Raw genomic sequence first — 20672 nt, 5'->3', positions numbered from 1 at the left:
GTCGGAGCGCGAATTGAATGTCCATTTCGGCGAGGGGGATTCGAGGCTCGGCTGCCTCTGAGCCGGTGACAAGGTCTCAGCTTGAGCTGCGTCGGTTCAACCGTTCCTCAAGTCCAAGTTCGGCGAACGCGGCTGATCGCAGAAACCCTGGATCTGACGAGCTATCGACGAAGATACGTTCCCCGCAAAATGCCTAAACGAAGAGAGCACTCAAGCGAAGTTTCCTTTGCTTAGAAAAAGGGAGTGCCTCGCACTGGTCACACCCGAGAAAATTTCAAGTTTTCCCAAAAATCCGGGAATTGATCCTGACAACCGTTTCCTTACTGCTGTGTTCTGCGCCCAGCATCAATGATTCTATCGGTATCGGGTTGTTTTGGTTCCAGCAGCGTTTCGATCACCGCATCATCGGTCTTTGTGGCCTGAAGGTTGAACAACGGAATCGTGATATCCCCGGCTAATTTGATGCATCATCAAACACCGAAATTCGATGCAAATCACTGTAAGATTAGGCGTTTTCGGTGCTGGTAAACTCGTCGATCAATCATTCTATCAACGTATTTCCGTATTTGATTTGGCGCTAATGTACCCTCTCGGTTAGGCAGGGAGTGGGGCGCTTATCAATCAGAAGAAGGATGTTCGCATGGCTACCATGCATTACGCCTATGGCGCCCCCGCCTCCGGCGCCATAGCTGATGGCTTCAACTTGATCGACCTTCAGTACGCGTCGTCGGTCAACGCGCTGCCTAACGGCACCAAGGCCTTGATATATCTCAACGAAAGCAGCGGGGTGACCCAGTCTTTCATAGACAAGGTGACGCCCCTCCTCGGCAATTCCAAGGTTTTTGGCTTTTATCTCACTGACGAGCCCGACCCCACGGGCAAATATCATACACAGGTCAGCGCTGCGAATCTGAAGGCCGAATCCGACTGGATTCACTCCCATTTCCCGGGCGCGAAAACCTTCATTACGCTGATGGACATGGGGTCGTTCACGGCCTCCGATTACACCAACACGTACAATCCCGCCAACACGGGAATCGACTATTACGGGCTCGATCCCTACCCCGTGCGCTCGTCCGCGGTCGACTTCAACTACATCGACAGAGCCGTCGCTGCAGCCGAGAAGGCGGGCATTCCGCAGAGTGCGATCATTCCTGTGTTCCAGACGTTTGGCGGCGGCGGGTGGTCGACCAATACGGGCGGGTCTTATGTGATGCCTACCACCGCCCAGGAACAGACCATCTTGGACCATTGGGCAAAGCTCGTTCCGTCGCCGGCCTTTGACATGGCCTATAAGTGGTCCTCGCAGAATGGCGAGACCTCGCTTGGCAACACATCGTCAATGCGGGCGTTTTTCCTGGATCACAACACCCATACCAGCACCAGCACCAACACTGGCACCAGTACTGGTAGTGGCACTGGCACTGGCACCAGTACCACAACCCCTCCCGTCGCGGCCCCGACCGCCGACATAAAAGGCACCAGCGGCAACAATGTTTTACACCCGGCCGACAACGCCGTCCACACGATGGCGGGCTATGGGGGCAATGACGACTACTATGTCAACAATGCCGCCAGCAAGGTGGTCGAGGCCGCTGGCCAGGGCCAGGACAGAGTGTGGACGTCGGTGAGTTATGCGCTTGCTGCCGGCTCGTCGATTGAGGTCCTCGGCACCCAGAAGGACGCGGGCACAACGGCAATCAACTTGACCGGCAACGAATTGCGTCAGCACATCATCGGGAATGCCGGCGACAACGTCATAAAGGGCGGTGGCGGCGGCGATTGGCTGACCGGCAATGGCGGCCACGATACCTTCGTTTTCAATAGCGCCCTCGGCAAGAGCAATGTTGCCACGGTTACCGACTTCAGCCCGTCTGTGGACAAGATCCAGCTGGATGACGCTATCTTCAAAGGGCTCAGCGTTGGGGCGCTCGCAAGCAGTGCTTTCCATACCGGTACCGCCGCTCACGACAGCACCGATCATATCGTCTACAACAGCACGACCGGAGCGCTCTACTTTGACAGTGATGGCGCAGGCGGCGCAGCTCAGATTCAATTCGCCGCCCTTTCCCCGCATCTTGCGATTACGGCGAGTTCGTTCGCCGTGGTCTAAGGCGGGCATACTCTTCGTGGCGGTCTAGCGCAGACCCTTACCTGCCATAAGATCGCCGTCGATAGGAGCCTCCAAGCTCCGCAAAGCAGGGCATTACCGGCGACAATATTCGCCGGTAATGCCTACTCCACCGTCACCGACTTCGTCAGATTGCGCGGCTGGTCGATGTCGGCGCCCATGAAGACGGCGCTGAAATAGCCAGCATCCGGATCGGCAGCGCATAGATGACAGGGCTGCATGGATGCCACCACTATGCTGGCTTGGCACCAGCTCCGCCTCGAAGCTGGTCCATCGATCGAACAGATGAAGCCGAATTTTTCCGTACAGCCTAAAAGGGATCGGTGCGGGGCGATTTGGTGGATAGTTGGGGTATGCCGACGAGTTCAACGTGCGGGTATGGCGCAGCGGTTCGAGCCGCGCAACCCATCAAGTCGGAGCCCGTCGCGCCAACAGCTAGGTCGCCAAAGTTCACACGCATCAGCAATCTGCGCATATCGGCGTTGCTCATGATGCTGATCTGCAGCCAATCGGTGCTGCCTGCGGGTGGAAACGGCAAGACGCTTCACTACACCTCCGGCGGCTCGGGCATTGCTATCGCGAGCGCGGGCTTCGACCTCGCCGATGTACAATCCGTAGAGCAGCTCAATGCCTTGCCGCCAGGGATGAAGGGGCTGATATGGCTAAATGAATCCAGCGGCGTGACGCCACGCTTCATTGCCAAGGTGAAGCCATTTATCGGCAATCCGCGGCTGTTCGGTTTTCGCCTCTGCGATGAGCCGGACGTCAGCGGCAAATACCATTCTCCAGCAGTTAGTCCGGCGGCCCTGAAGGCCGAGGCCGAGTGGATCAGAGCCAATGTCCCCGGGGCAGTTACATTTGTTACTTTGATGGACATGGGGTCTTTCGAAGCCCCCGCCTTCATGAATACCTTTAATCCCGCCAACACGGGGATTGATCTTTTCGGCCTGGACCCATATCCGGTCCGCGGCAAGACTTTTGATTTGGATTTCATCGATCGAACGGTCGAGGCAGCCGCTGCCGCTGGCATCCCTCTCGACAGGATTGTGCCTGTATACCAGGCCTTCGGCGGCGGCAATTGGAAGACCCGTACCGGAGCGGCTGCGGACGTCTATGTACTGCCGACACCGGACCAGGCGAAGCAGATATTCGCGCGCTGGGCCACCTACTCTCCGGCTCCTGTATTCGACTTTGCCTATGCCTGGGGTTCGCAGAACGGAGACACCAAGCTAGGCAGCGCCAGCCCTGAGGCGCTCGAACTTCGCTTGGCGTTCAAAGCGCACAACACGGCGCAGTAGCAACCGCCGCGATCATTTTACCGAAGGTATCCCAGCCGTGCAGAACGCAGATCCTCATTGCTGCGCATAAGCCATTCAACAGCTAGCCGAACAGACGATGAACTTGGCCGTTCAACTGTATGCCGAGTCCTCGGCTGCGAAACTTATGGACGATTGATCTCTTCTCTTGCCAGCGGCGCTTCTCAGCTTGGCGCCCATGGAACCAAAGGACACCGCCAGCAAGAAGACAACATACGCCAATGCCGAATATGAAGAGAGGATCGCCCTGTTCTCCGCCACCAAAGAATATCGCCGAGACGATAAACACACCGCCTGCGAGCGCGCCGACCCAGGCTGCTATGCCGCATTTGGAAAGCCCATCGTGCTGGCCGCAAAGAAAGCGGTAGCGCTCAGCAAGGCGCGCTTCGTCTTCGCTCAGATTTAGCGCGCAGTCTCCATTGGCTTCGTGCAGCATATTTCACCCCCCTGCTTCCTTTGCATACGGGGTATCGGCGACAAATGTTTCATTCAAGCGAGGGATAAGTTGCAATTTTTCGCACAGTTATGATGCCGTCACCATGCAATACGCAATAATTGGGTCAGGGGTGATGCTCAGCGCGGCCGGGCCGCTCTACAGAAGTCGCGACAATCCGTATGGCACTTTGCTTGGCCGTGATTCAGGGGCGGTGTCATTGAGAGTGGTCCTTCGTTCGCACGGCGGAGGCTCCATTGAGATCTGTTACAACAGCATCAGCCGGTGCCCTGTATCTAGTCTGTGCCCCCGCCGGTCAGGCTCGGCCCGTGGGCTCCCCCGTTCTCGTGCCGGGCCGCTCGCTTATTGAACAGCGAATACGAAAATACCGGGCCGATTTCTCCGGAGGTCGACTAGGCGCGGCGGTTCAACCAACGCCACTCCAGCGGGCGAGTTGTCGAGCCGCCTTTCGCGGTCGGGCTTGCGATCAGCCAAACGGTGCTGAGTGCTTTTCGAACAACGCCAATTTGTCGGCATACCCGATGCGGTTCGCAGCTCCGCAGCCCTCACATTTGAAGGTCGAGATCACCTTGAACCACGACCCTTTCCTTTTGAAGGCATGGTCACATTCCAAGCACTTGAATTCCAAGTCGGCATCATTCAGCGCCGCGGACAGGGGCATCGCTCACCTCCAATGACGTGTCCCTCATTCGCAATCATGCTGCCCGAAGACTATGAGCAAGATCACATGTTAATGCTGGGCCTGTTGCGCCTTGATGACAGGACCTCAGTCCCAATCATCGGCGGGCAAATTCGGCGTGCCCGCTGGCGATTGATCCCGCTCTCCTATCGCCCGATCAGCGTCAGCCCGAAAAGGATGACGAGCCAAAGCCCGGCTGCCGCGACGGCGAGCCGCGGCAAGGTGCCTGTCAGATGCATGAACAGCAGGGCGATCAGCACCGCCTTCGCGGCCGCGATCGCCAGGTTGAGGGCGACATTGAAGCCGCCGAGATCGAGGAAGGAGGAAGCCACCGTCAGCGCCAGCAGCGCGAGCAGCCCGAGATAGCCGAAGGTGAGTTTGCGCAGTTCGCTCATCGGTTGATCAGGTAAAGGACAGGGAACATGAACACCCAGATGACGTCGACGAAGTGCCAGTAGAGGCCGACGGCAACCACCCGGCGCAATCGGTTGGCAGGGCTGCATCGCCGCCATAACGCGATCATGCCGGCGATGACGACGATGCCGCCGATCAGGTGCAGCGCATGCAGCGAGGTCATCGCGAAATAAAGGCCGAAGAAAAGCTGGGCGTGGACGGGATCTGGTCCTGCATAGCGGAACGGCAGGTCCAGGACCGGCGCCAGTCCTTCGCTGATCTCCTTGCCGTATTCGATCCCCTTCACAACCAGGAAGCAGACACCCAGCGCCGAGGTCGCGGCCAACGCCCAAACGGTAGCGTGCCAACGTCTCTGCAGCGTGAACCTGTGCGCCAGCGCCATGGTGAAGCTGCTGGTGATCAGCACGGCCGTGTTGAAGGTGCCGAGCGGCAGCGAAAGATGCTTGGAAGCCGCCGCGAAAGCAGGGCCGAAATCGATATGGGCGACCAGAAAGACAAGGAAAATCGCGCCGAACAGCATCGCTTCGGATCCGATGAACACCCACATGGCAAAATTGTCGGCGCGCCGTTCGCGCTGGGGCGTGTCGAATGCGATGCTTTCGGTACCGCTCATCGCGCCGCTTCCTCCCGGTGTGGGCTGAAGCGCTCGTGCTCGAGCCCCTTCATGTCGTAGGCATAGGCCGGTCGCGTCACGATCGGCATGGTCTCGAAATTATGCGGCGGCGGCGGCGAGCTCGTCTGCCATTCGAGCCCGGTGGCGTTCCACGGATTGTCGGGCGCGCGAGCGCCGCGAAACAGCGACCAGCCGAGGTAGAACAAGGGCATCAAATAGCCGATCGCCAGCACCACCGCGCCGCCCGAGGACAATACGTTCCAGAACTGGAACTCCGGCGGATAGGTATGATAGCGCCGGGGCATGCCGTCGAAGCCCAGCACATATTGCGGAAAGAAGGTCAGGTTGAAGCCGACGAAAGTGACGGTCGCCGCTATACGCCCTGCGATTTCCGAATACATGCGGCCGGTCAATTTCGGCCACCAGAAATGCAGGCCCGCCATGTACGCCGTCACCATGCCGCCGACCATGATGTAGTGGAAATGCGCGATGACGAAGTAGGTGTCGTGGACATGGACATCGACCGCCAACGCCGCAAGGAACAGCCCCGCCAGCCCGCCGAAGGTGAACAGCGCCAGGAAGAACAGCGCGTAAAGCATCGGTGTCTCGAAGCTGATCTCGCCCTTGCGCAGCGTCAGGCTCCAGTTGAAGACCTTGATCGCCGACGGGATCGCGACGCAGAAGGACAGGAACGAGAACACCACGCCGGCATAGGCCGACTGCCCGCTGACGAACATGTGGTGGCCCCAGACCAGGAAGCCGAAGACCGCGATCGCCATCGACGACATCGCCACCGCCTTGTAGCCGAACAGCGGCCGGCGGCTGAAACAGGGCAGCACCTCCGACACCACACCCATGCCGGGCAGGATCATGATGTAGACCGCAGGGTGCGAGTAGAACCAGAAGAGATGCTGGAAGAGCAGCGGATCGCCGCCGAGATCGGGATTGAAGATGCCGATGCCGAACACGCGCTCCAGCACGATCAGGATCAGCGATGCGGCGAGCACCGGGGTTGCCAGCACCATCACCAGGCTGGTGGCGTAGAGCGTCCAGACGAAAATCGGCAGTCGGAACCAGGTGAGCCCCGGCGCGCGCAGCGTGTGCACGCTGACGATGAAGTTGATGCCGGTCATGATCGTCGAGAAGCCGACGATGAAGACGCCGAACGCGGCGGTCGAGACGAAGCCGTTGGCATAGAGCGTCGACAGCGGCGTGTAGAAGGTCCAGCCGGTATCGACGCCGCCGGCCGCCACTGCAAACAGCGCGAACAGGCTGCCGAAAATGAAGACGTACCAGCTGGCGAGGTTAAGCCGCGGGAAAGCGAGATCGCGCGCGCCGATCATCAGCGGCAAAAGGAAATTGCCCATGGTCGCCGGGATCGACGGCACCAGGAAGAACCAGACCATGATGATGCCGTGCAGCGAGAACAGCCGGTTGTAGACATCGTCGGAGACGAGATCGCCGGCTGGCGTCGCCAGCTCGATCCGCATCAGCACCGCCATCGCGCCGCCCAGGAAGAAGAACGCCGTCAGCGAGACGAGATAGAGCCATGCGACGCGCTTATGGTCGGTGGTGAGAAGCCATGCCCGCAGGCCGCTGCCTTCGCCGAGATATGTACCCTGCATCGCCGCGTTGCTCATGGCTTGGCTCCAGCCGTTGGTTGTGGCGAAAGCGATTTCAGATAGGCGAGCAGCATCTGCAGCTCGCCTTCATCGATCAGGCCATCGAAGCTCGGCATGACCGGCTCGTAGCCCGCCGCGATTTCCTTCTTCGGGTTGAGAATGGAGTCGCGCAGGTAACGCTCGTCGGCGGTCACCGTCTGCTGATTGTCGAGCGCCACCGGCCGGCCGAAGATGCCGTCGAGCGACGGCGCCCTCACCTTGCTGCTCGCGCCATGGCAGCCGGAGCAGCCAAGCGCACGAAACAATTTCTCGCCGCTTGCGGCAAGCGTCTCGCCTTCGCCCTGGCTGTTCAGCCACGCGGCATATTGCTCGGGCGCCATCACGGTCACCCAGCCGCCCATTTCGGAATGCTGAGTGCCGCAATATTGGGCGCAGAACAGGTGGTAGCGGCCAGGCTCGGTGGCAGTGAACCAGATATGGGTCGTGCGTCCAGGCACCGCGTCCTGCTTGATGCGGAACGCCGGCACGTAGAAGGAGTGGATGACGTCCTGCGAGGCAAGCGACACGACAACCGGTTTGCCGACCGGAACGTGCAACTCGTTGATCTCGCGCTGGCCGCCGGGTTGCCTGAACTCCCACATCCATTGTTTGCCCAGCCCCGTGATCTCCAGCGCGTCCGCCGGCGGATGATCGCGGCGAACGAAAAGCGTCGCGCCCCAGCCGAAGAAGATGAAGGCAATGATCAGGCTGGCGATGGTCCAACTTGTTTCCAGCCATATGTTGCGGGAACGCTGTCCGGTGCGATCCGCCGGCGACCCGACGCGGTATTTCACCGCGTAGCCGACGACGAGGCCGGTGAGCGCCAGCCCGAGCACGGCTGAGAAAATGAGCAGCGTGTAGAACAGCGCATCGACATGGCCGGCTTCCGACGAGGCTTCCTGTGGGAAGAAGGGAACGCCGAAGCTCACCTTGCCCTCCCGCGCATTTGCCAGATCACCGTCGCTCCCAGGCCCAGCACCGTTGCCAGGCCGGCCACTTTCAGCGCCGCCCAGATAGCTGGCGTGTACTGGCCCTTCGAACTGTCGAATCCTGCGCAGAGCAGGAAGATGTGATCCGCGATCGAGCCAAGTTTGTTGGCCGATGCCTCGACCAGTGCAAGCTCAAGATCGCGCGGCGTAAAGGTCAGCGCCGGCAATACCTGCGAAATTCGGCCCGACGGTGTGAGCGCGATAACCGCGATCGGATGCACGAACTGATCGATGTCTTTGCGCCGGTCGAAAGTGATCCCGGCCTCGTTGGCGAGCGCCGCGCCGGCGCTCTCGCTGCTGGTCAGAAAACGCCAGGCGGACAATCCCGCCGGGCCAGCGGCGGAAGCGATGTCATCCCGCGCCGCTGCGGCATCGGCGGAGGTCTCATCGGGGTTGATCGAGATGAACAGCGCGCGATAATCTGCAGGGCGAAGCGATGTCTTCTTCAGGTCGGACGCGACGGCCTGCTGGGTGACGCCACAAAGGTTCGGGCATTTATCGTAGCCGAAGATGACAAGCGCCGGACGCCCGCCGAGCGTCTCGCCAAGCGTCAGCTTCCGGCCGCTTGTATCGACCAATTCTCGCTCAAGGCTGAGCTGCACGCCGAGCTTCGGATCGAAGCTCGGTCGCTCGGCGGCAAGGGCCGCGCCGGCAACGAGCAGGCAAAGCGCGGCCAACAAGCTTTTCATCGCCCTGCCCCACGCTGCTGTTGGCAATTCCGGGCCTGCGGCGCACGGGGAACCGCCGCCGTGAGCAGGGCGCAATCAGGCTCCGTGGCCGCTGCCGTCGGTCGCGACCAATCCGGCAGGCCGTGGCTGACCACCGCCCACATGGCATCATCGATCGGGATGCGCGCGATGCCGGCATTGCGATCGACCCAGCCAAGCGTCTTGAGCTGGCGATCCTCTTCGGCGCGGAAAGCGGCCAGATCATGCTTTGGTGCGGTCTGCAGATCAGGGCTTTTCGGACTGACGTTGGCTGGCAGCTGCAGCCAGGTCGGCGCGGTGTTGAAGACGAGCTTCACGCCGATCGCGGCTAAGGCGATGAACAGCAACAGCCCGCCGCCGAAGGCGAGCAGCACCCGCGGCTGGACATCGCGCGTTTCGGGGTGACGGCGCGCCTTAGCCATGGGCGACCTCCCGTTTCCACCAGACGATCCTGTCTGGCCGGCGGAGCAGGAAAAGGAACAGCGCGAGCCACAGCCCGCCCAATCCCATCCAGGCGACCGCATCATGCCACAACACCAGCGGGCCGCCGGCAAAGAGCGGTGGCCGGGTTCGCCAGAAAACGTCGATGAAATGGCCGGCCAGGGCGACAGTGGCGAGCCAGACAAGGCCGCGATGGCTGCGCTTCATCCTTCGGCTGAGCAGGCCTGCGAAAGCCGAGACGTGCAAGGCAATCAGCAGCCAAAGAAGATAAAGCCAGCTGCCCGTGGAGCGCACGCCGTACCAGCGGATTTCGTCGGGCAAGTCGCCGCCCCAGACGACGACCCACTGCATGAACATGAGGTAGATCCAGGTCAGCACGAACCCGAGCAGCATGTTGGCAAGATCCTCGCTGAGCGCGACATCTTCCTCGCCGCCGGGCATGACCTCCACCGCCCGCCTTGCCGCCAGCACCAGGATCGCCAAGGCGAAAGCTCCGACAACCTCGGCGGCGGCTTCACAAAGCGCGTAGATGGTCGAGGTGAATTCCGGCTCGATCGAAAGCATCCAGTCGATGGCAAAGACGCTGACGGCAAGCGCATGGAGAACAAGGCCAAGGGCGAATTTCTTGCCGTTGAGTTCATTCGAATTGGCCTCGGTCGTGCCGAGCACTATCCAGGTAAGGACGAGCCAGATCGCCGCGCAAACCGCAAAGCGCAGCAAGAAGAACGGCAGGTTGAGATAGGCAAGCTTTTCACGGACGGTCTCCGGCAGCTTCGCTGTGTCGGCGGCGGCCCACGGAAAGACGAGGTCGAGCCTTATCAGGACAGGCACGAGGGACACCAACGCCAGCGGCAGCAGGGCCGTCATGGTGCGGAGCGGCTGGCGGACCGCTTCTCCCCAGCGCCCGCCGGTCAGCCCGTGCACCATCAATATGGTCAGCGCGCCGAGCGGCAGGCTGAGCGCGAAGAGAGCTGCCGCGAGCCAGGCGCCCAGCATCGCTTTGGCATCGAGCGATGCGCCTAGACCGCAGAGAACAAATCCCGCGATACCTGTGACCGCAAAACCCTGCTCGAGGCGGCTCATGGCGAGGCCTCCGCTTCGAGCCGCGCGCGCATGCTTTGCGGAAGTTCGGCGACTGGAGCGTCGCGCGAATATTGCAGAGCGCGGATATAGGCGACGATCGCCCAGCGGTCCTGCGGCGGCACCCTGGCCGCATAAGAATACATGGCGCCGTAGCCGTTGGTGATGACGTCGTAGAAGTGACGGTCCGAGGCCTTGCGCAGCGCTTCCTGGTGGTAGCTCGGCGGCGCCGGAAAGCCGCGCTGGACGATCATGCCGTGACCATCGCCGGTGCGGCCGTGGCAGGGTGAGCAGAAGATGTCGAAACGCTGTCGTCCGCGCTGCAGCAGCTCGATCGTGATCGGATAAGGGATTCTGTCCGGCACCGGCGTCAGATCGGCGTCGCGCGCCACCGTTCCTGTAACGGGCGTCCGTGCCGACATGCCGTCGGCGAACTGGTTGCTCGCCTCCAGCGGATCATAGCGCGGCTGGTCCTCCATATCCTGCCGGCAGCCGGCCACGGCCAGCGCACCCAACATTAGCGTGAGGCCGAGGCGGCTCACGCCTCGACCTCCTCGACCAGCTCGGCGCCGAGCCGCGTCAGCTGGCCCCTGGTCACGCCTTTGCGGTATTTGGGATCGGCCGCTTCGATCAGCAGATAGAACTTGCCGCCGCGCGTGTAGCTGAAGCTCTCGGCGTTGAAGACCGGATGGTGATAGCGGGGCAGCCCATTGGCCGCGAGCACACCCAGGAAGCCCGCGAAAGCGGCGCCGAGAATGCCGGCCTCGAAGGCGATGATGACGAAAGGCGGCCAGGAATGCAGCGGCCGGCCGCCGACATTGATGGGATAATCGATTTCGACAGAGTACCAGATCAGAGCATAAACGAGAGCCGCGCCGGCAATGCCGCCGGCGAGCACGGCCCAGGGCAGGCGCGTCTTCGGGATCTCCAATATCCGTTCCAGTTCCTTCATCGGAAACGGCGAGAACGCATCCATGCGCCGATAGCCGCGCTCGCGCATGCCGCGCGCCGCCGCGATGAGCGCTTCGGGACCGGCAAACACCGCCATGAGGCCGTAGAGGCTCATCGGATCTTGCCCTCCTCTTCGGCCAGTTCCTCGACCTCGAAGATGGTGATCGCCGGCAGGATGCGGATGAACAGAAAGACGAGCGCGAAGAAGGTGCCGATCGAGCCGAACAGGATGCCGAAATCCAGCCAGGCCAGCGACTGCTCGCCCCAGTCAGACGGCAGGTAGTCGCGGCTCGGCCCCGTCACGACGATGATGTAGCGCTCGATCCACATGCCGACATTGATGGCGACGGCGATCGCGAACAGCAGCGGCATGTTGCGGCGGATGCGTCTGAACCACAGCAATTGCAGCACGCCGCAGTTCAGGCTCAGCATGATCCAGAACAGCGGCGCATAGGGACCCAGCGCGCGCTGCGCCATCATGGTGCGTTCGTAAGGCTCGCCCGAATACCAGGCGAAGAACGCTTCCGAGACATAGCCATAGGCGACGACCATGCCGGCGGCGATCATCAACTTGGCGGCATTGTCCATGTGCCGGAGCGTGATCAGGTCCTTGACCGAGAAGGCCCACCGCAATGGGATGGCGATGGTGAGCACCATGGCGAAACCGGAGAGCAGCGCGCCGGCGACGAAATAGGGCGGGAAGATCGTCGAGTGATAGCCGGGCGTGATCGCGAAGGTGAAATCGAGCGAAACGATCGAATGCACCGAAACGACCAGCGGCGTGGCGAGCGCCGCGAGCAGGAAATAGACGACCTGGTAGCGCGCCCAATGATAGGCCGAGCCGCGCCAGCCGAGCGCCAATATGCCATAGAAGAGCTGCGCCGGTCTCGACCTAGCGCGGTCGCGCAGCACTGCCAGGTCGGGCAGCAGCCCCATATACCAGAACAGCAGCGAGACGGTCGCGTAAGTGGCGATCGCCGCGAAGTCCCAGACCAGCGGGCTGCGCCATTGCGGCCAGTGCATATGCACATTGGGCAGCGGCAGCAGCCAGTAGAAGAACCACGGTCGCCCAAGATGCAGGATGGGAAACAGGCCGGCCATGGCGACGGCAAACAGCGTCATGGCCTCGGCAAAGCGGTTGATCGAGGCGCGCCAGGGTTGGCGCAGCAGCAACAGCACCGCCGAGATCAGCGTGCCGGCGTGACCGATGCCGATCCACCAGACGAAATTGGAGATCATCGTGCCCCAGACCACCGGCATGTTGATGCCGAGGCCGCCAACGCCGACCGCAATGAGATAGGTGATCGAATAGAGCAGCAGCAAAACCAGCAGGAAGCAGAGCAAGAACGCAGTCCAGAAATGGCGCGGCAGGCGGCCGCTGAGCACGATCGAACCGATGCGCCCGCTGATCTCGGGAAAATCGTGACGGCCGCGCAGGACGGCCGGGCTGTTCGCGCTCGCTTCAGCCATCAGTCGCCTCGCCCGGCTTGGCAAGCTTGCCGTTCGGATTGGAAATCTTGCCGAGATAGGTGGTGCGCGGCCGTGTATTCAGCTCCTCCAGCAGCGCGTAATTCTGCGGCGCGCTTTTCTCGCGAACGACCTTTGCATCTTTCTTGTTGCGATCGCCGAAGGTGATGGCCTGGGTCGGGCAGGCCTGCTGACAGGCGGTGACCACTTCGCCATCGGCGATGTCGCGGTTCTCGATCTGCGCCTGGATGCGCTTGGCGCTGATGCGCTGGACGCAATAGGTGCATTTCTCCATCACCCCGCGCGAGCGCACGCTGACATTCGGATTGTGCACGCCCTGCTCCGGACCTGCCTCCTCCTTGTCGAAGGATTGATGATCGAGGAAGTTGAAGCGCCGCACCTTGTAGGGGCAATTCTGCGAGCAGTAGCGCGTGCCGATGCAGCGGTTGTAGACCTGCGCATTCAGCCCGTCATGCGTGTGCACGGTGGCGTTGACCGGGCACACCACTTCGCACGGCGCCTTCTCGCAATGCATGCAGGGCACCGGCTGGAAGAAAGTGTCGGGCGCATCGACCGGTCCGGCATAGTAGCGGTCGACCCGCAGCCAGTGCATCTCGTGGCCGCGCTCGCATTCCTCCGGCCCGACCGGCGCGATGTTGTTCTCCGCCTGGCAGGCCGAGACGCAAGCCATGCAGCCGATGCAGGCCGAGAGGTCGATCGCCATCGCCCAGGCTTCCTGATCGTAAGGCCAGTCGGGATAGAGCGATTCCGTTGGCGCCGGCGGCGCATTCATGCGCACGAAATCCGGGTTCTGTCGGAATGCATTGAGAGACGCATGGCGCACGATGGCTCGGCCTTCCATCGCCTGGTGATGCTGCGTGGTGATGACGCGCACGCTGTTCTTGCGGGGCGCGATGGCCGCGCCGGTGGCAAACCATTCCGAACCACGACGTAATTGGAAGGCGTCGTAGCCTTGCGATAGCGCAGCAACGGAACCTAGCTTTCGCCCGAAGCCGAAGGATAGCGTTATCGTTTCGTCCGGATGACCGGGCATGATCCAGGCAGGTGCATCGATGGCCGCCCCATTGGAAGCGACATTGACGACCTCGCCATTTCCGACCTTCAGTCGCTCGGCGGTGGCGGGCGAGACGAGCGCGGCGTTGCCCCACACAATCTTCGTCAAGGGTCGCGGCAGTTCCTGCAGCCATGAGGCGTTGGCGTAACGCCCATCGCGCAGCCAGGGATCCGCGACGAAGCGGACATCGATGCCGTTGCCTGCCATTGCTGCCGGCTTCAGTCCTGCCAGGTCCGGCGGCACTGTGACGGATACCGGCTTGGCAGCACTGTCCGCCATGACTCCGTCGCGCAGGGCCTTTCGCCAGGCATCATCATCGAGCTGCGCCCAATGCTGCCGGATAAGCAAAAACGGATCGGCCTCGAACTCGCCGCCAAGCGCGGCAAGAAGCTCGTGTACGGTCTTGCCGTCGTAAAGCGGTTTGATCAGCGGCTGGACCAGCGAGGTGCTGCCGTCATGGGCGCGGATGTCGCTCCAGCTTTCGAGCTCGTGCGCAGCCGATAAATGCCAATGCGCCAGGAACGCCGTCTCGTCGCGATAGAGGCCGTGATGGACCAGCAGCTTCAGGCTGGAGAACGCCTCGCGCACATCGAGGCCTGCAGGCGCGGTGTGCAGCGGGTTTGCGCCCAGCGCCACGACGGTGTCTATCGCCTCGTGGCCAATCGCTTGGCACATCGCCTCCAGGTCGCCATCGACATGCAGCGCATCCGGCGGCTCGATCAGCTCGACTGTGTTGCCAAACGCGCCAAGCTTCGCATTGGCGGCAAGTGCGACCGCTTGAATGAAGGCGCTCTGCTGCGTCCCTGCGATGGCCAGCGCATTGCGGCCCGCCGCGCTCAAGTCGTCGACCAGCGCCGCCATCCACGCCGGGTCGACCGGCGAGCCGGAAGCTCCGGTTTGGCCGGTCAACGCCGCGTTCAATCCGGCAGCCACGGCTTCGACGTCGCTTGGCTTGATCGCAACCCGGTGATCGGCGGCGGCCCCAGTGATTGTCGGCGTCGACTCCACCGCATAAAGCCGGCTCATCCGGTCGGATGGATCGCGTACACGTCGCCGCGCAGCAAAGTCGCGCGCATAGGCGAGCCGTCCTGGTCCTTCGCCGAGGAAATCGGCGTCGAGGCTGACGATCGTATCGGCGCGGTCAAAGCGATAGACCGGCGTCAGCGCCGACCCGAACAGGGCACGCGACGCCTCCCCCGCGGCCGGCGTCGCCAACGAATCATGACGATAGAGTTTCAGCCGCGGATAGCGTGTCCGCAGCGCATCCAGCTGCGCCGCGAGCGTCGGCGAGGTGGTCGCTTCAACCAGCAAGGCTCCGCCCTGCCCTTGCGATACCGTCCATCGCGAAACGAGCCCCGCCATTGCCTTCAGGAAATCGCCATACGATGCCGGCTGGCCATCCTTGAGTGGCGCGCGTGAACGGTCGGGATCGAACAGCGTCAGCACGGCTGCCTGCATCACGGCGTCGGCGGCGCCGCGCGAGGCCGGATGATCCGGATTGCCCTCGATCTTGGTCGGCCGCCCTTCATGGCTTTCGACGATGGCGCCGATACCGAAGCCGTCACTCGACAGCGTCGTCGCATAGTAGACAGGCTTGCCTGGGACCAGGATTTCCGGCTGGCGCACATAGGGCACGATTTTTTCCGCCCTGCTGCAGGCGGCCAGCCCGGCAAGCGACAGCGAGGCGCCCATCAGCTTCAGCAGCGTCCGCCGGTTCGGCTTCGCCGGCAGGCGTTCCGCGATCGCCGGGAACTCGGCCTCGACAAAGCGACGGAATTCGGCGGTGCCGGCGACCTCGTCGAGGCTGCGCCATATTTCGCCGCCATGCGCCAGCCGCTTGCGCAGAGCCTCGATGTCGATGGCGGAACCAGGCTTGTCAGCGATGGCAGACATAGCAATCCGTCATCGTCTCGGGGTGGATGTCGAGCATGCCGATCAGCTGCCGCCTGATCTCATCGATGTCGGCAGGCGGCTGCCAGTGCATCAGGAACACGTCCTGCGGGGGACGTAAATTCGGCTCCGGATTGCGATGGCAGCCGAGGCACCACTCCATGCTCAGTGTGCGCGCCCGCATCGTCAGCGGCATCTCGTCGACCTCGCCATGACAGGTCTCGCAGGCGACACCTTTGTTGATGTGGATCGCATGATTGAAGAAGACGAAATCGGGCACGCTGTTGACGCGCTGCCATTCGATCGGCTTGCCGCCAGCCAGGCTTGCGCGGACCGGTGCCAGCATGTCGGCATTGGTGAAAAGCTGCGAATGGCAGGTCATGCAAACTTCGGTCGCCGGCAAACCCGCCGAAGACGAGGTCTCGACGCCATTGTGGCAATAGCGGCAGTCGATGCCGAGCTGGCCGACATGGTGCTTGTGACTGAACGGCACCGGCTGCGCCAATGGCTCACCTACTCCCGTAACCAGGTCCGAACGGGGAAGGATTGTCCCGATCGCGGCGGCGATCAGCAGAACGGCAAAACTTCCCCAGATGACAAAGCGCGCAACGCCATTGGCGTGTTTCGAGAAGATTTGCGGCATCCCCTCGCCGATTCTGCTGAAGGCACCCAGAGTTGACGACACCTAACGGTGCTTTCGCCGCCAAGGTTCCGAACCCGTGGCGGAATCACAGAATGGTGACTGCAACCGGAAACGGGTCGCGGATTTAATCCGCAACCACGGCCGCTCCCATGCGTTCGCCAGATATCACGATCTGTTTCACGCTGGAAAATGCCATGACCAACACCGCTGCAAACAACTCTCATCGCCCTGTGCGCCGTCGCGGTGTCGCTTTCTGGTGGAGAGCGCTGGTCGGCATCCTGTTGGTCATCCTCGGCCTGCTAATCGGCGGCGGCGGCGCATGGTTGGTCGCGCTTGGGGGCTCGTGGTATTATCTGCCGGCCGGCATCGCGTTGCTGCTCGCGGGCATCCTGCTGTTGGCGGGAAACATGGCCGGCGTCTGGCTATACGTGCTGACCTGGCTCGCCACGCTCGCCTGGGCCTATTGGGAGGTGGGTTTCGACGGCTGGGCCCTGATGCCGCGTGTGCTCGCCCCGACTGTCATCCTCGTCTTTGTCCTGCTTGCCCTTCCGGCGTTCCGCGATATGGGCAGCCGAGGCAGCCGGAATGCCGCCTATGCGACAAGCTTGCTCCTGCCGCTCATTGCCCTAGGCGCCTTCAGCTTTTCCCACTTCAATGCCGCGGCTCAGTCACAGCCGGCCGCACCGGCGGCCCCAGCGCCACCTGCAACGGCCAGCGCGCCCGCCTCGCAAGACACAGCGATCCACCAGGCCGGCAATGACTGGCCCGTCTATGGCGGCTCGGAACTGGGGACGCGCTATTCGCCGCTGAACCAGATAACGGCGGCGAATGTCTCCAAGCTCACCCGCGCCTGGTCGTTCCACACCGGCGACATGCCGAATGGCGCAACCAAGGACCTCTATTCGCCAGAGAACACGCCGTTGGAAGTTGGCGGCCATCTCTATGCCTGCTCGGCCAAGGACATCGTCATCTCCGCCGATGCACGCAACGGCAAGGAAGAATGGCGCTACGACCCAAAAGTGCCCGATAACGCCATACCCTACGGCGCGAGTTGCCGGAGCGTCGCTTATTTCGCGGTTCCGGGTGCGAATGCCGATCAGGCCTGTGCCACGAGGATCATCTTCGGAACGCTGGACGCCCGGCTAATCGCCATCGATGCCAGGACGGGAAAACCCTGCTCGGATTTCGGCCAGCAAGGCAGCGTCGATCTCAACCAGGGCATCGGCGAAACGGTGCCCGGCTGGTACTCTATCACCGCGCCGCCGACGATCGTGCGCGGCATCGCCGTGGTGGGCGCGCAGGTCAAGGACGGCCAGGCCGAGAATGCGCCCTCAGGCGTCATCCGCGGCTATGACGCCATCACCGGCAAGCTCGCCTGGGCCTGGGATATGGGCCATCCCGATCGCACCGGCGCGCCGCCCGCCGGAGACACCTACTTCCGCGGCACGCCGAACATGTGGACCGTCGCCGCCGCCGATCCGCAGCTCGGCTATGTCTACCTGCCGCTCGGCAATGCCGCAGTCGACTATTACGGCGTCGACCGCAAGGATTTCGAAAACCAATACAACTCCTCGATCGTCGCCGTCGATGTGACAACAGGCAAGCCGGTGTGGCATTTCCAGACCGTGCATCACGATCTTTGGGACTACGACTTAGGCTCGCAGCCGACGCTGGTCGATTTCCCGACCGTCACCGGCAAGGTCCCGGCCATCATCGTGCCCAGCAAGCAAGGCCAGATCTACGTGCTCGACCGCAAGACCGGAAAGCCGCTCTTCCCTGTCGAGGAGCGCAAGGTGCCCTCGGGCGGGGTCGAGCCGGACAAGCTTTCCAAGACGCAGCCCTATTCCGGCTACGCGCATCTCGACCAGCCCGTGCTCACCGAAAAGGACATGTGGGGTATGAGCCCGCTGGATCAGCTCTATTGCCGCATCCAGTTCCATCGCGCCTCCTATCAGGGCGAGTACACGCCGCCGACGGTCGACCGGCCGTTCATCCAATATCCCGGCTACAATGGCGGCTCGGACTGGGGCAGCATCGCCGTCGACACCGACAGCGGCATGCTGATCGCCAACTACAACGACATGCCGAACTCCGACCAGCTCATTCCGCGCAAGAAGGCGGACGAGATGGGCTTCAAGCCGATCGACAAGGGCGGCAGTCCGAAAAAGGTGAAGGATATCGGCGACCCGCAGGCCGGATCGCCATATGCCATCGCGGTCAATGCCGGCTGGCGCCTGTCCACGGGCCTTCTCTGCTCGAAGCCGCCCTATGGCCACATCCGCGCCATCGATCTCAAGACGGGCCGGACCCTATGGGACGAGCCGCTCGGCAGCGCCAACAACAACGGCCCGTTCGGCATTCCCTCGATGCTGCCGCTCACCATCGGGACGCCGAACAATGGCGGTCCGCTCGTCACTGCCGGCGGCCTGATCTTCATTGCCGCGACCACCGACAACAAGCTGCGCGCCATCGACATCAAGACCGGCAAGGAGGTATGGCAGGCCGATCTTCCTGCCGGCGGCCAGACGACGCCGATGACCTATGAGGTCGACGGTAGGCAGTATGTCGTCATCGCGCCCGGCGGCCACCACTTCATGGAAACCAAGGTCGGCGACGAAGTCATCGCCTACGCGTTGCCGGCCGGGTGACGGAGATCGGTCAGCTGGGCTAAAGATTTCAGCGCTCCAGGTCGTCGCGACGCCGCCCCGTCGGCTGTGACGGACCATCCTTCCGCTCCGCCGGCCGCCGGCTTCGGCGCCGGGCGACGAAATACATCCAGATCAGAATGAGGATCAGAGGGATGCCCGCCATGGGCAGCATCCACACGCCAAGGTGAAACATGAACGTCACTCTGCCCTGTTGCAGTCAGGTCGGCCCACACTCAAACCGGCGTGGGATAAAACAGTTCCAGGCACGACCGGGCGAAAAGCGTCCTTTCGCTAAAGGCAGATGGTCGCAAAGCCTGATCGGCGCGCAACCTCTCATCGCGCAAAGCGTTCCGTCCTGATTATATCGTCGACAAGTGCCGCACCCGTGTAGACAATTGGGAAAGGTCACGGTCGTGCCCCGAGAAGAAGCTTCCATCCTCATCGTCGGCGCCGGCCCGACGGGACTGACCGCCGCGCTGGAGCTTGCGCGACGAGGCGCCCGTCCCCGCGTCATAGACAAGAAGGATGGGCCCACGCCGCTCAGCAAAGCCGTGGGCATCAGTTCGCACAGCCTCGATGTCCTCGAAGCGTCGGGGGTGAGCAGGAAGCTGCTCGCCGAGGGACTCAAGGTCCGCCATGCGCATTTCCATGCAGAAGCCCGTGAACTCCTCACAATCGACTTCTCGCTGCTGCCGCACCGCTATAATTTCCTGCTGTCGTTGCCGCAGCGAGACACCGAAAAGATCATGGCGGAGACGGTCGCGGCATTCGGCGTCGACGTGGAATGGCACACTGAGCTGGTCGGCCTCACCCAGCAGGCCGACAAAATGGAGGTTCGGACCAGGCGAAACGGTGAAGAGGAGGAAAGGCAAAGCTTCGACATCGTTTTTGGGGCCGACGGCGCCGACAGCTCGGTCCGCAAATTGTCGGGCATCGCATTCGAAGGCCACACGCACAGGCGGCAATGGAGCATCACCGACGCCGAGATAGCATCCTGGCCTTATGAGCCGGGCGCGGCGCAGGCATTCCTGCATCGTGACGGCGACGTCGGCTTCATCATACCGGTCGGCGACAATCGCTTTCGCTCGGTATCCAACACGCCCGATGCGTTGGCGCGTGTGCCTGGCGATTATCGCGTAGCGAAGGTGCTGCGGACCGACCATTTTCACATTCCGGCAAAGCAGGCGGTCCGCTATCAGGCCGCCCGCGTCTTCTTGGGCGGCGATGCCGCGCATGTCCATTCGCCGCTTGGCGCGCGCGGCATGAATCTCGGTATCGAGGACGCGGCTTGCTTCGCCCGGCGTTTCGACGACGGCACGCTTGCGGGCTACACGGATGAGCGTCGACCCGTAGGGCGTCGCTGGATCGAGTTGAGCGAACGTATTTTGTCCACGGCGCAGTCGACCAACAGCTTCGTCCAGACATTCAGGAACCTCGTCATGTTGACGATCGGCGCCGTTCCCTTCCTGCAAAGGCCTTTGCTCGAGCGCGTGGCCGGATTGAAGGAATAGAT

18 protein-coding genes are annotated in these 20672 nt (G+C 62.3%); 4 read left to right on the top strand and 14 right to left on the bottom strand.

Translation table 11 applies throughout. From position 1 onward, the window contains the following. Positions 1–640 precede the first annotated feature (640 nt). Positions 641–2113, top strand: coding sequence for a calcium-binding protein (locus FJ425_RS06805; protein ID WP_140630512.1), 1473 nt, complete (start codon positions 641–643; stop codon positions 2111–2113). A 506-nt stretch (positions 2114–2619) separates the two neighbouring features. Then, a complete protein-coding gene (locus tag FJ425_RS06800; protein WP_246673295.1) occupies positions 2620–3429 on the top strand; it encodes a hypothetical protein in 810 nt (269 codons plus the stop codon). 82 nt (positions 3430–3511) lie between these two features. Here FJ425_RS06800 and FJ425_RS06795 read toward each other — a convergent pair whose 3' ends face one another. The 13 genes from FJ425_RS06795 to FJ425_RS06730 all read right to left on the bottom strand — a co-directional run bounded on the left by FJ425_RS06795 (position 3512) and on the right by FJ425_RS06730 (position 16511). Then, positions 3512–3883 carry a hypothetical protein gene (locus FJ425_RS06795; protein WP_140630510.1) on the bottom strand — a complete coding sequence of 124 codons (372 nt, stop codon included), beginning with the start codon at positions 3881–3883 and terminating at the stop codon, positions 3512–3514. 843 nt (positions 3884–4726) lie between these two features. Further along, complete coding sequence (locus FJ425_RS06785) at positions 4727–4975, bottom strand: cytochrome C oxidase subunit IV family protein (protein ID WP_140691297.1); 249 nt, start codon at positions 4973–4975, stop codon at positions 4727–4729. Beyond that, a complete protein-coding gene (locus FJ425_RS06780; protein WP_140630505.1) occupies positions 4972–5607 on the bottom strand; it encodes a cytochrome c oxidase subunit 3 in 636 nt (211 codons plus the stop codon). The genes FJ425_RS06785 and FJ425_RS06780 overlap by 4 nt, the downstream gene beginning before the upstream one ends. Beyond that, a complete protein-coding gene (gene ctaD / locus FJ425_RS06775) occupies positions 5604–7247 on the bottom strand; it encodes a cytochrome c oxidase subunit I (RefSeq protein ID WP_140630503.1) in 1644 nt (547 codons plus the stop codon). Before ctaD ends, FJ425_RS06780 begins: the two co-directional genes overlap by 4 nt. Then, the gene (gene coxB, locus FJ425_RS06770) at positions 7244–8197 is read right to left on the bottom strand and encodes a cytochrome c oxidase subunit II (RefSeq protein ID WP_140630500.1); all 954 of its coding nucleotides are present in this window, start codon (positions 8195–8197) and stop codon (positions 7244–7246) included. The genes ctaD and coxB overlap by 4 nt, the downstream gene beginning before the upstream one ends. Beyond that, on the bottom strand, positions 8194–8946 hold the full coding sequence (locus FJ425_RS06765) for an SCO family protein (RefSeq protein ID WP_140722492.1): 753 nt from the start codon (positions 8944–8946) through the stop codon (positions 8194–8196). The genes coxB and FJ425_RS06765 overlap by 4 nt, the downstream gene beginning before the upstream one ends. Continuing rightward, positions 8943–9386: a hypothetical protein gene (locus FJ425_RS06760; protein WP_140630493.1), complete on the bottom strand. Its 444-nt coding sequence runs from the start codon at positions 9384–9386 to the stop codon at positions 8943–8945. Before FJ425_RS06760 ends, FJ425_RS06765 begins: the two co-directional genes overlap by 4 nt. Then, on the bottom strand, positions 9379–10488 hold the full coding sequence (locus tag FJ425_RS06755) for a hypothetical protein (RefSeq protein WP_140630490.1): 1110 nt from the start codon (positions 10486–10488) through the stop codon (positions 9379–9381). The genes FJ425_RS06760 and FJ425_RS06755 overlap by 8 nt, the downstream gene beginning before the upstream one ends. After that, positions 10485–11027, bottom strand: coding sequence for a cytochrome c (locus FJ425_RS06750; RefSeq protein WP_140722489.1), 543 nt, complete (start codon positions 11025–11027; stop codon positions 10485–10487). Before FJ425_RS06750 ends, FJ425_RS06755 begins: the two co-directional genes overlap by 4 nt. Further along, positions 11024–11551, bottom strand: coding sequence for a DUF3341 domain-containing protein (locus tag FJ425_RS06745; protein ID WP_140630485.1), 528 nt, complete (start codon positions 11549–11551; stop codon positions 11024–11026). Before FJ425_RS06745 ends, FJ425_RS06750 begins: the two co-directional genes overlap by 4 nt. Next, positions 11548–12906 carry an NrfD/PsrC family molybdoenzyme membrane anchor subunit gene (nrfD, locus tag FJ425_RS06740; protein ID WP_140630483.1) on the bottom strand — a complete coding sequence of 453 codons (1359 nt, stop codon included), beginning with the start codon at positions 12904–12906 and terminating at the stop codon, positions 11548–11550. The genes FJ425_RS06745 and nrfD overlap by 4 nt, the downstream gene beginning before the upstream one ends. Continuing rightward, entirely contained in the window at positions 12899–15871 is a 2973-nt protein-coding gene (locus tag FJ425_RS06735; protein WP_140630480.1) for a TAT-variant-translocated molybdopterin oxidoreductase, read from the bottom strand. Before FJ425_RS06735 ends, nrfD begins: the two co-directional genes overlap by 8 nt. Then, entirely contained in the window at positions 15855–16511 is a 657-nt protein-coding gene (locus tag FJ425_RS06730; protein ID WP_140542995.1) for a cytochrome c3 family protein, read from the bottom strand. Before FJ425_RS06730 ends, FJ425_RS06735 begins: the two co-directional genes overlap by 17 nt. 194 nt (positions 16512–16705) lie before the next feature. On the opposite strand from FJ425_RS06730, the gene FJ425_RS06725 reads away from it, so the two are divergent. Further along, on the top strand, positions 16706–19159 hold the full coding sequence (locus FJ425_RS06725; RefSeq protein ID WP_140722486.1) for a membrane-bound PQQ-dependent dehydrogenase, glucose/quinate/shikimate family: 2454 nt from the start codon (positions 16706–16708) through the stop codon (positions 19157–19159). A gap of 28 nt (positions 19160–19187) precedes the next feature. Here FJ425_RS06725 and FJ425_RS32310 read toward each other — a convergent pair whose 3' ends face one another. Further along, positions 19188–19322, bottom strand: a complete 135-nt coding sequence (locus FJ425_RS32310) for a hypothetical protein (RefSeq protein ID WP_281407500.1) — start codon at positions 19320–19322, stop codon at positions 19188–19190. Between the two features lie 250 nt (positions 19323–19572). On the opposite strand from FJ425_RS32310, the gene FJ425_RS06720 reads away from it, so the two are divergent. Continuing rightward, on the top strand, positions 19573–20670 hold the full coding sequence (locus FJ425_RS06720; protein WP_140722483.1) for an FAD-dependent monooxygenase: 1098 nt from the start codon (positions 19573–19575) through the stop codon (positions 20668–20670). Positions 20671–20672: the final 2 nt, after the last annotated feature.

This window comes from Mesorhizobium sp. B2-7-2 (genome assembly GCF_006440775.1).
GTDB lineage: Bacteria > Pseudomonadota > Alphaproteobacteria > Rhizobiales > Rhizobiaceae > Mesorhizobium.
The sequence above is the reverse complement of the archived record's forward strand: the minus strand, read 5'-3'. Positions and strand labels throughout refer to the sequence as shown.

Coding starts and splice junctions, on each gene's coding strand:
- FJ425_RS06800 (WP_246673295.1), top strand. CDS start 2,620: ATGATGCTGATCTGCAGCCAATCGGTGCTGCCTGCGGGTGGAAACGGC.
- FJ425_RS32310 (WP_281407500.1), bottom strand. CDS start 19,322: ATGGCGGGCATCCCTCTGATCCTCATTCTGATCTGGATGTATTTCGTC.
- FJ425_RS06780 (WP_140630505.1), bottom strand. CDS start 5,607: ATGAGCGGTACCGAAAGCATCGCATTCGACACGCCCCAGCGCGAACGG.
- ctaD (WP_140630503.1), bottom strand. CDS start 7,247: ATGAGCAACGCGGCGATGCAGGGTACATATCTCGGCGAAGGCAGCGGC.
- FJ425_RS06730 (WP_140542995.1), bottom strand. CDS start 16,511: ATGCCGCAAATCTTCTCGAAACACGCCAATGGCGTTGCGCGCTTTGTC.
- FJ425_RS06745 (WP_140630485.1), bottom strand. CDS start 11,551: ATGAGCCTCTACGGCCTCATGGCGGTGTTTGCCGGTCCCGAAGCGCTC.
- FJ425_RS06725 (WP_140722486.1), top strand. CDS start 16,706: ATGACCAACACCGCTGCAAACAACTCTCATCGCCCTGTGCGCCGTCGC.
- FJ425_RS06760 (WP_140630493.1), bottom strand. CDS start 9,386: ATGGCTAAGGCGCGCCGTCACCCCGAAACGCGCGATGTCCAGCCGCGG.
- FJ425_RS06795 (WP_140630510.1), bottom strand. CDS start 3,883: ATGCTGCACGAAGCCAATGGAGACTGCGCGCTAAATCTGAGCGAAGAC.
- FJ425_RS06755 (WP_140630490.1), bottom strand. CDS start 10,488: ATGAGCCGCCTCGAGCAGGGTTTTGCGGTCACAGGTATCGCGGGATTT.
- FJ425_RS06785 (WP_140691297.1), bottom strand. CDS start 4,975: ATGAGCGAACTGCGCAAACTCACCTTCGGCTATCTCGGGCTGCTCGCG.
- FJ425_RS06805 (WP_140630512.1), top strand. CDS start 641: ATGGCTACCATGCATTACGCCTATGGCGCCCCCGCCTCCGGCGCCATA.
- FJ425_RS06735 (WP_140630480.1), bottom strand. CDS start 15,871: ATGTCTGCCATCGCTGACAAGCCTGGTTCCGCCATCGACATCGAGGCT.
- nrfD (WP_140630483.1), bottom strand. CDS start 12,906: ATGGCTGAAGCGAGCGCGAACAGCCCGGCCGTCCTGCGCGGCCGTCAC.
- FJ425_RS06765 (WP_140722492.1), bottom strand. CDS start 8,946: ATGAAAAGCTTGTTGGCCGCGCTTTGCCTGCTCGTTGCCGGCGCGGCC.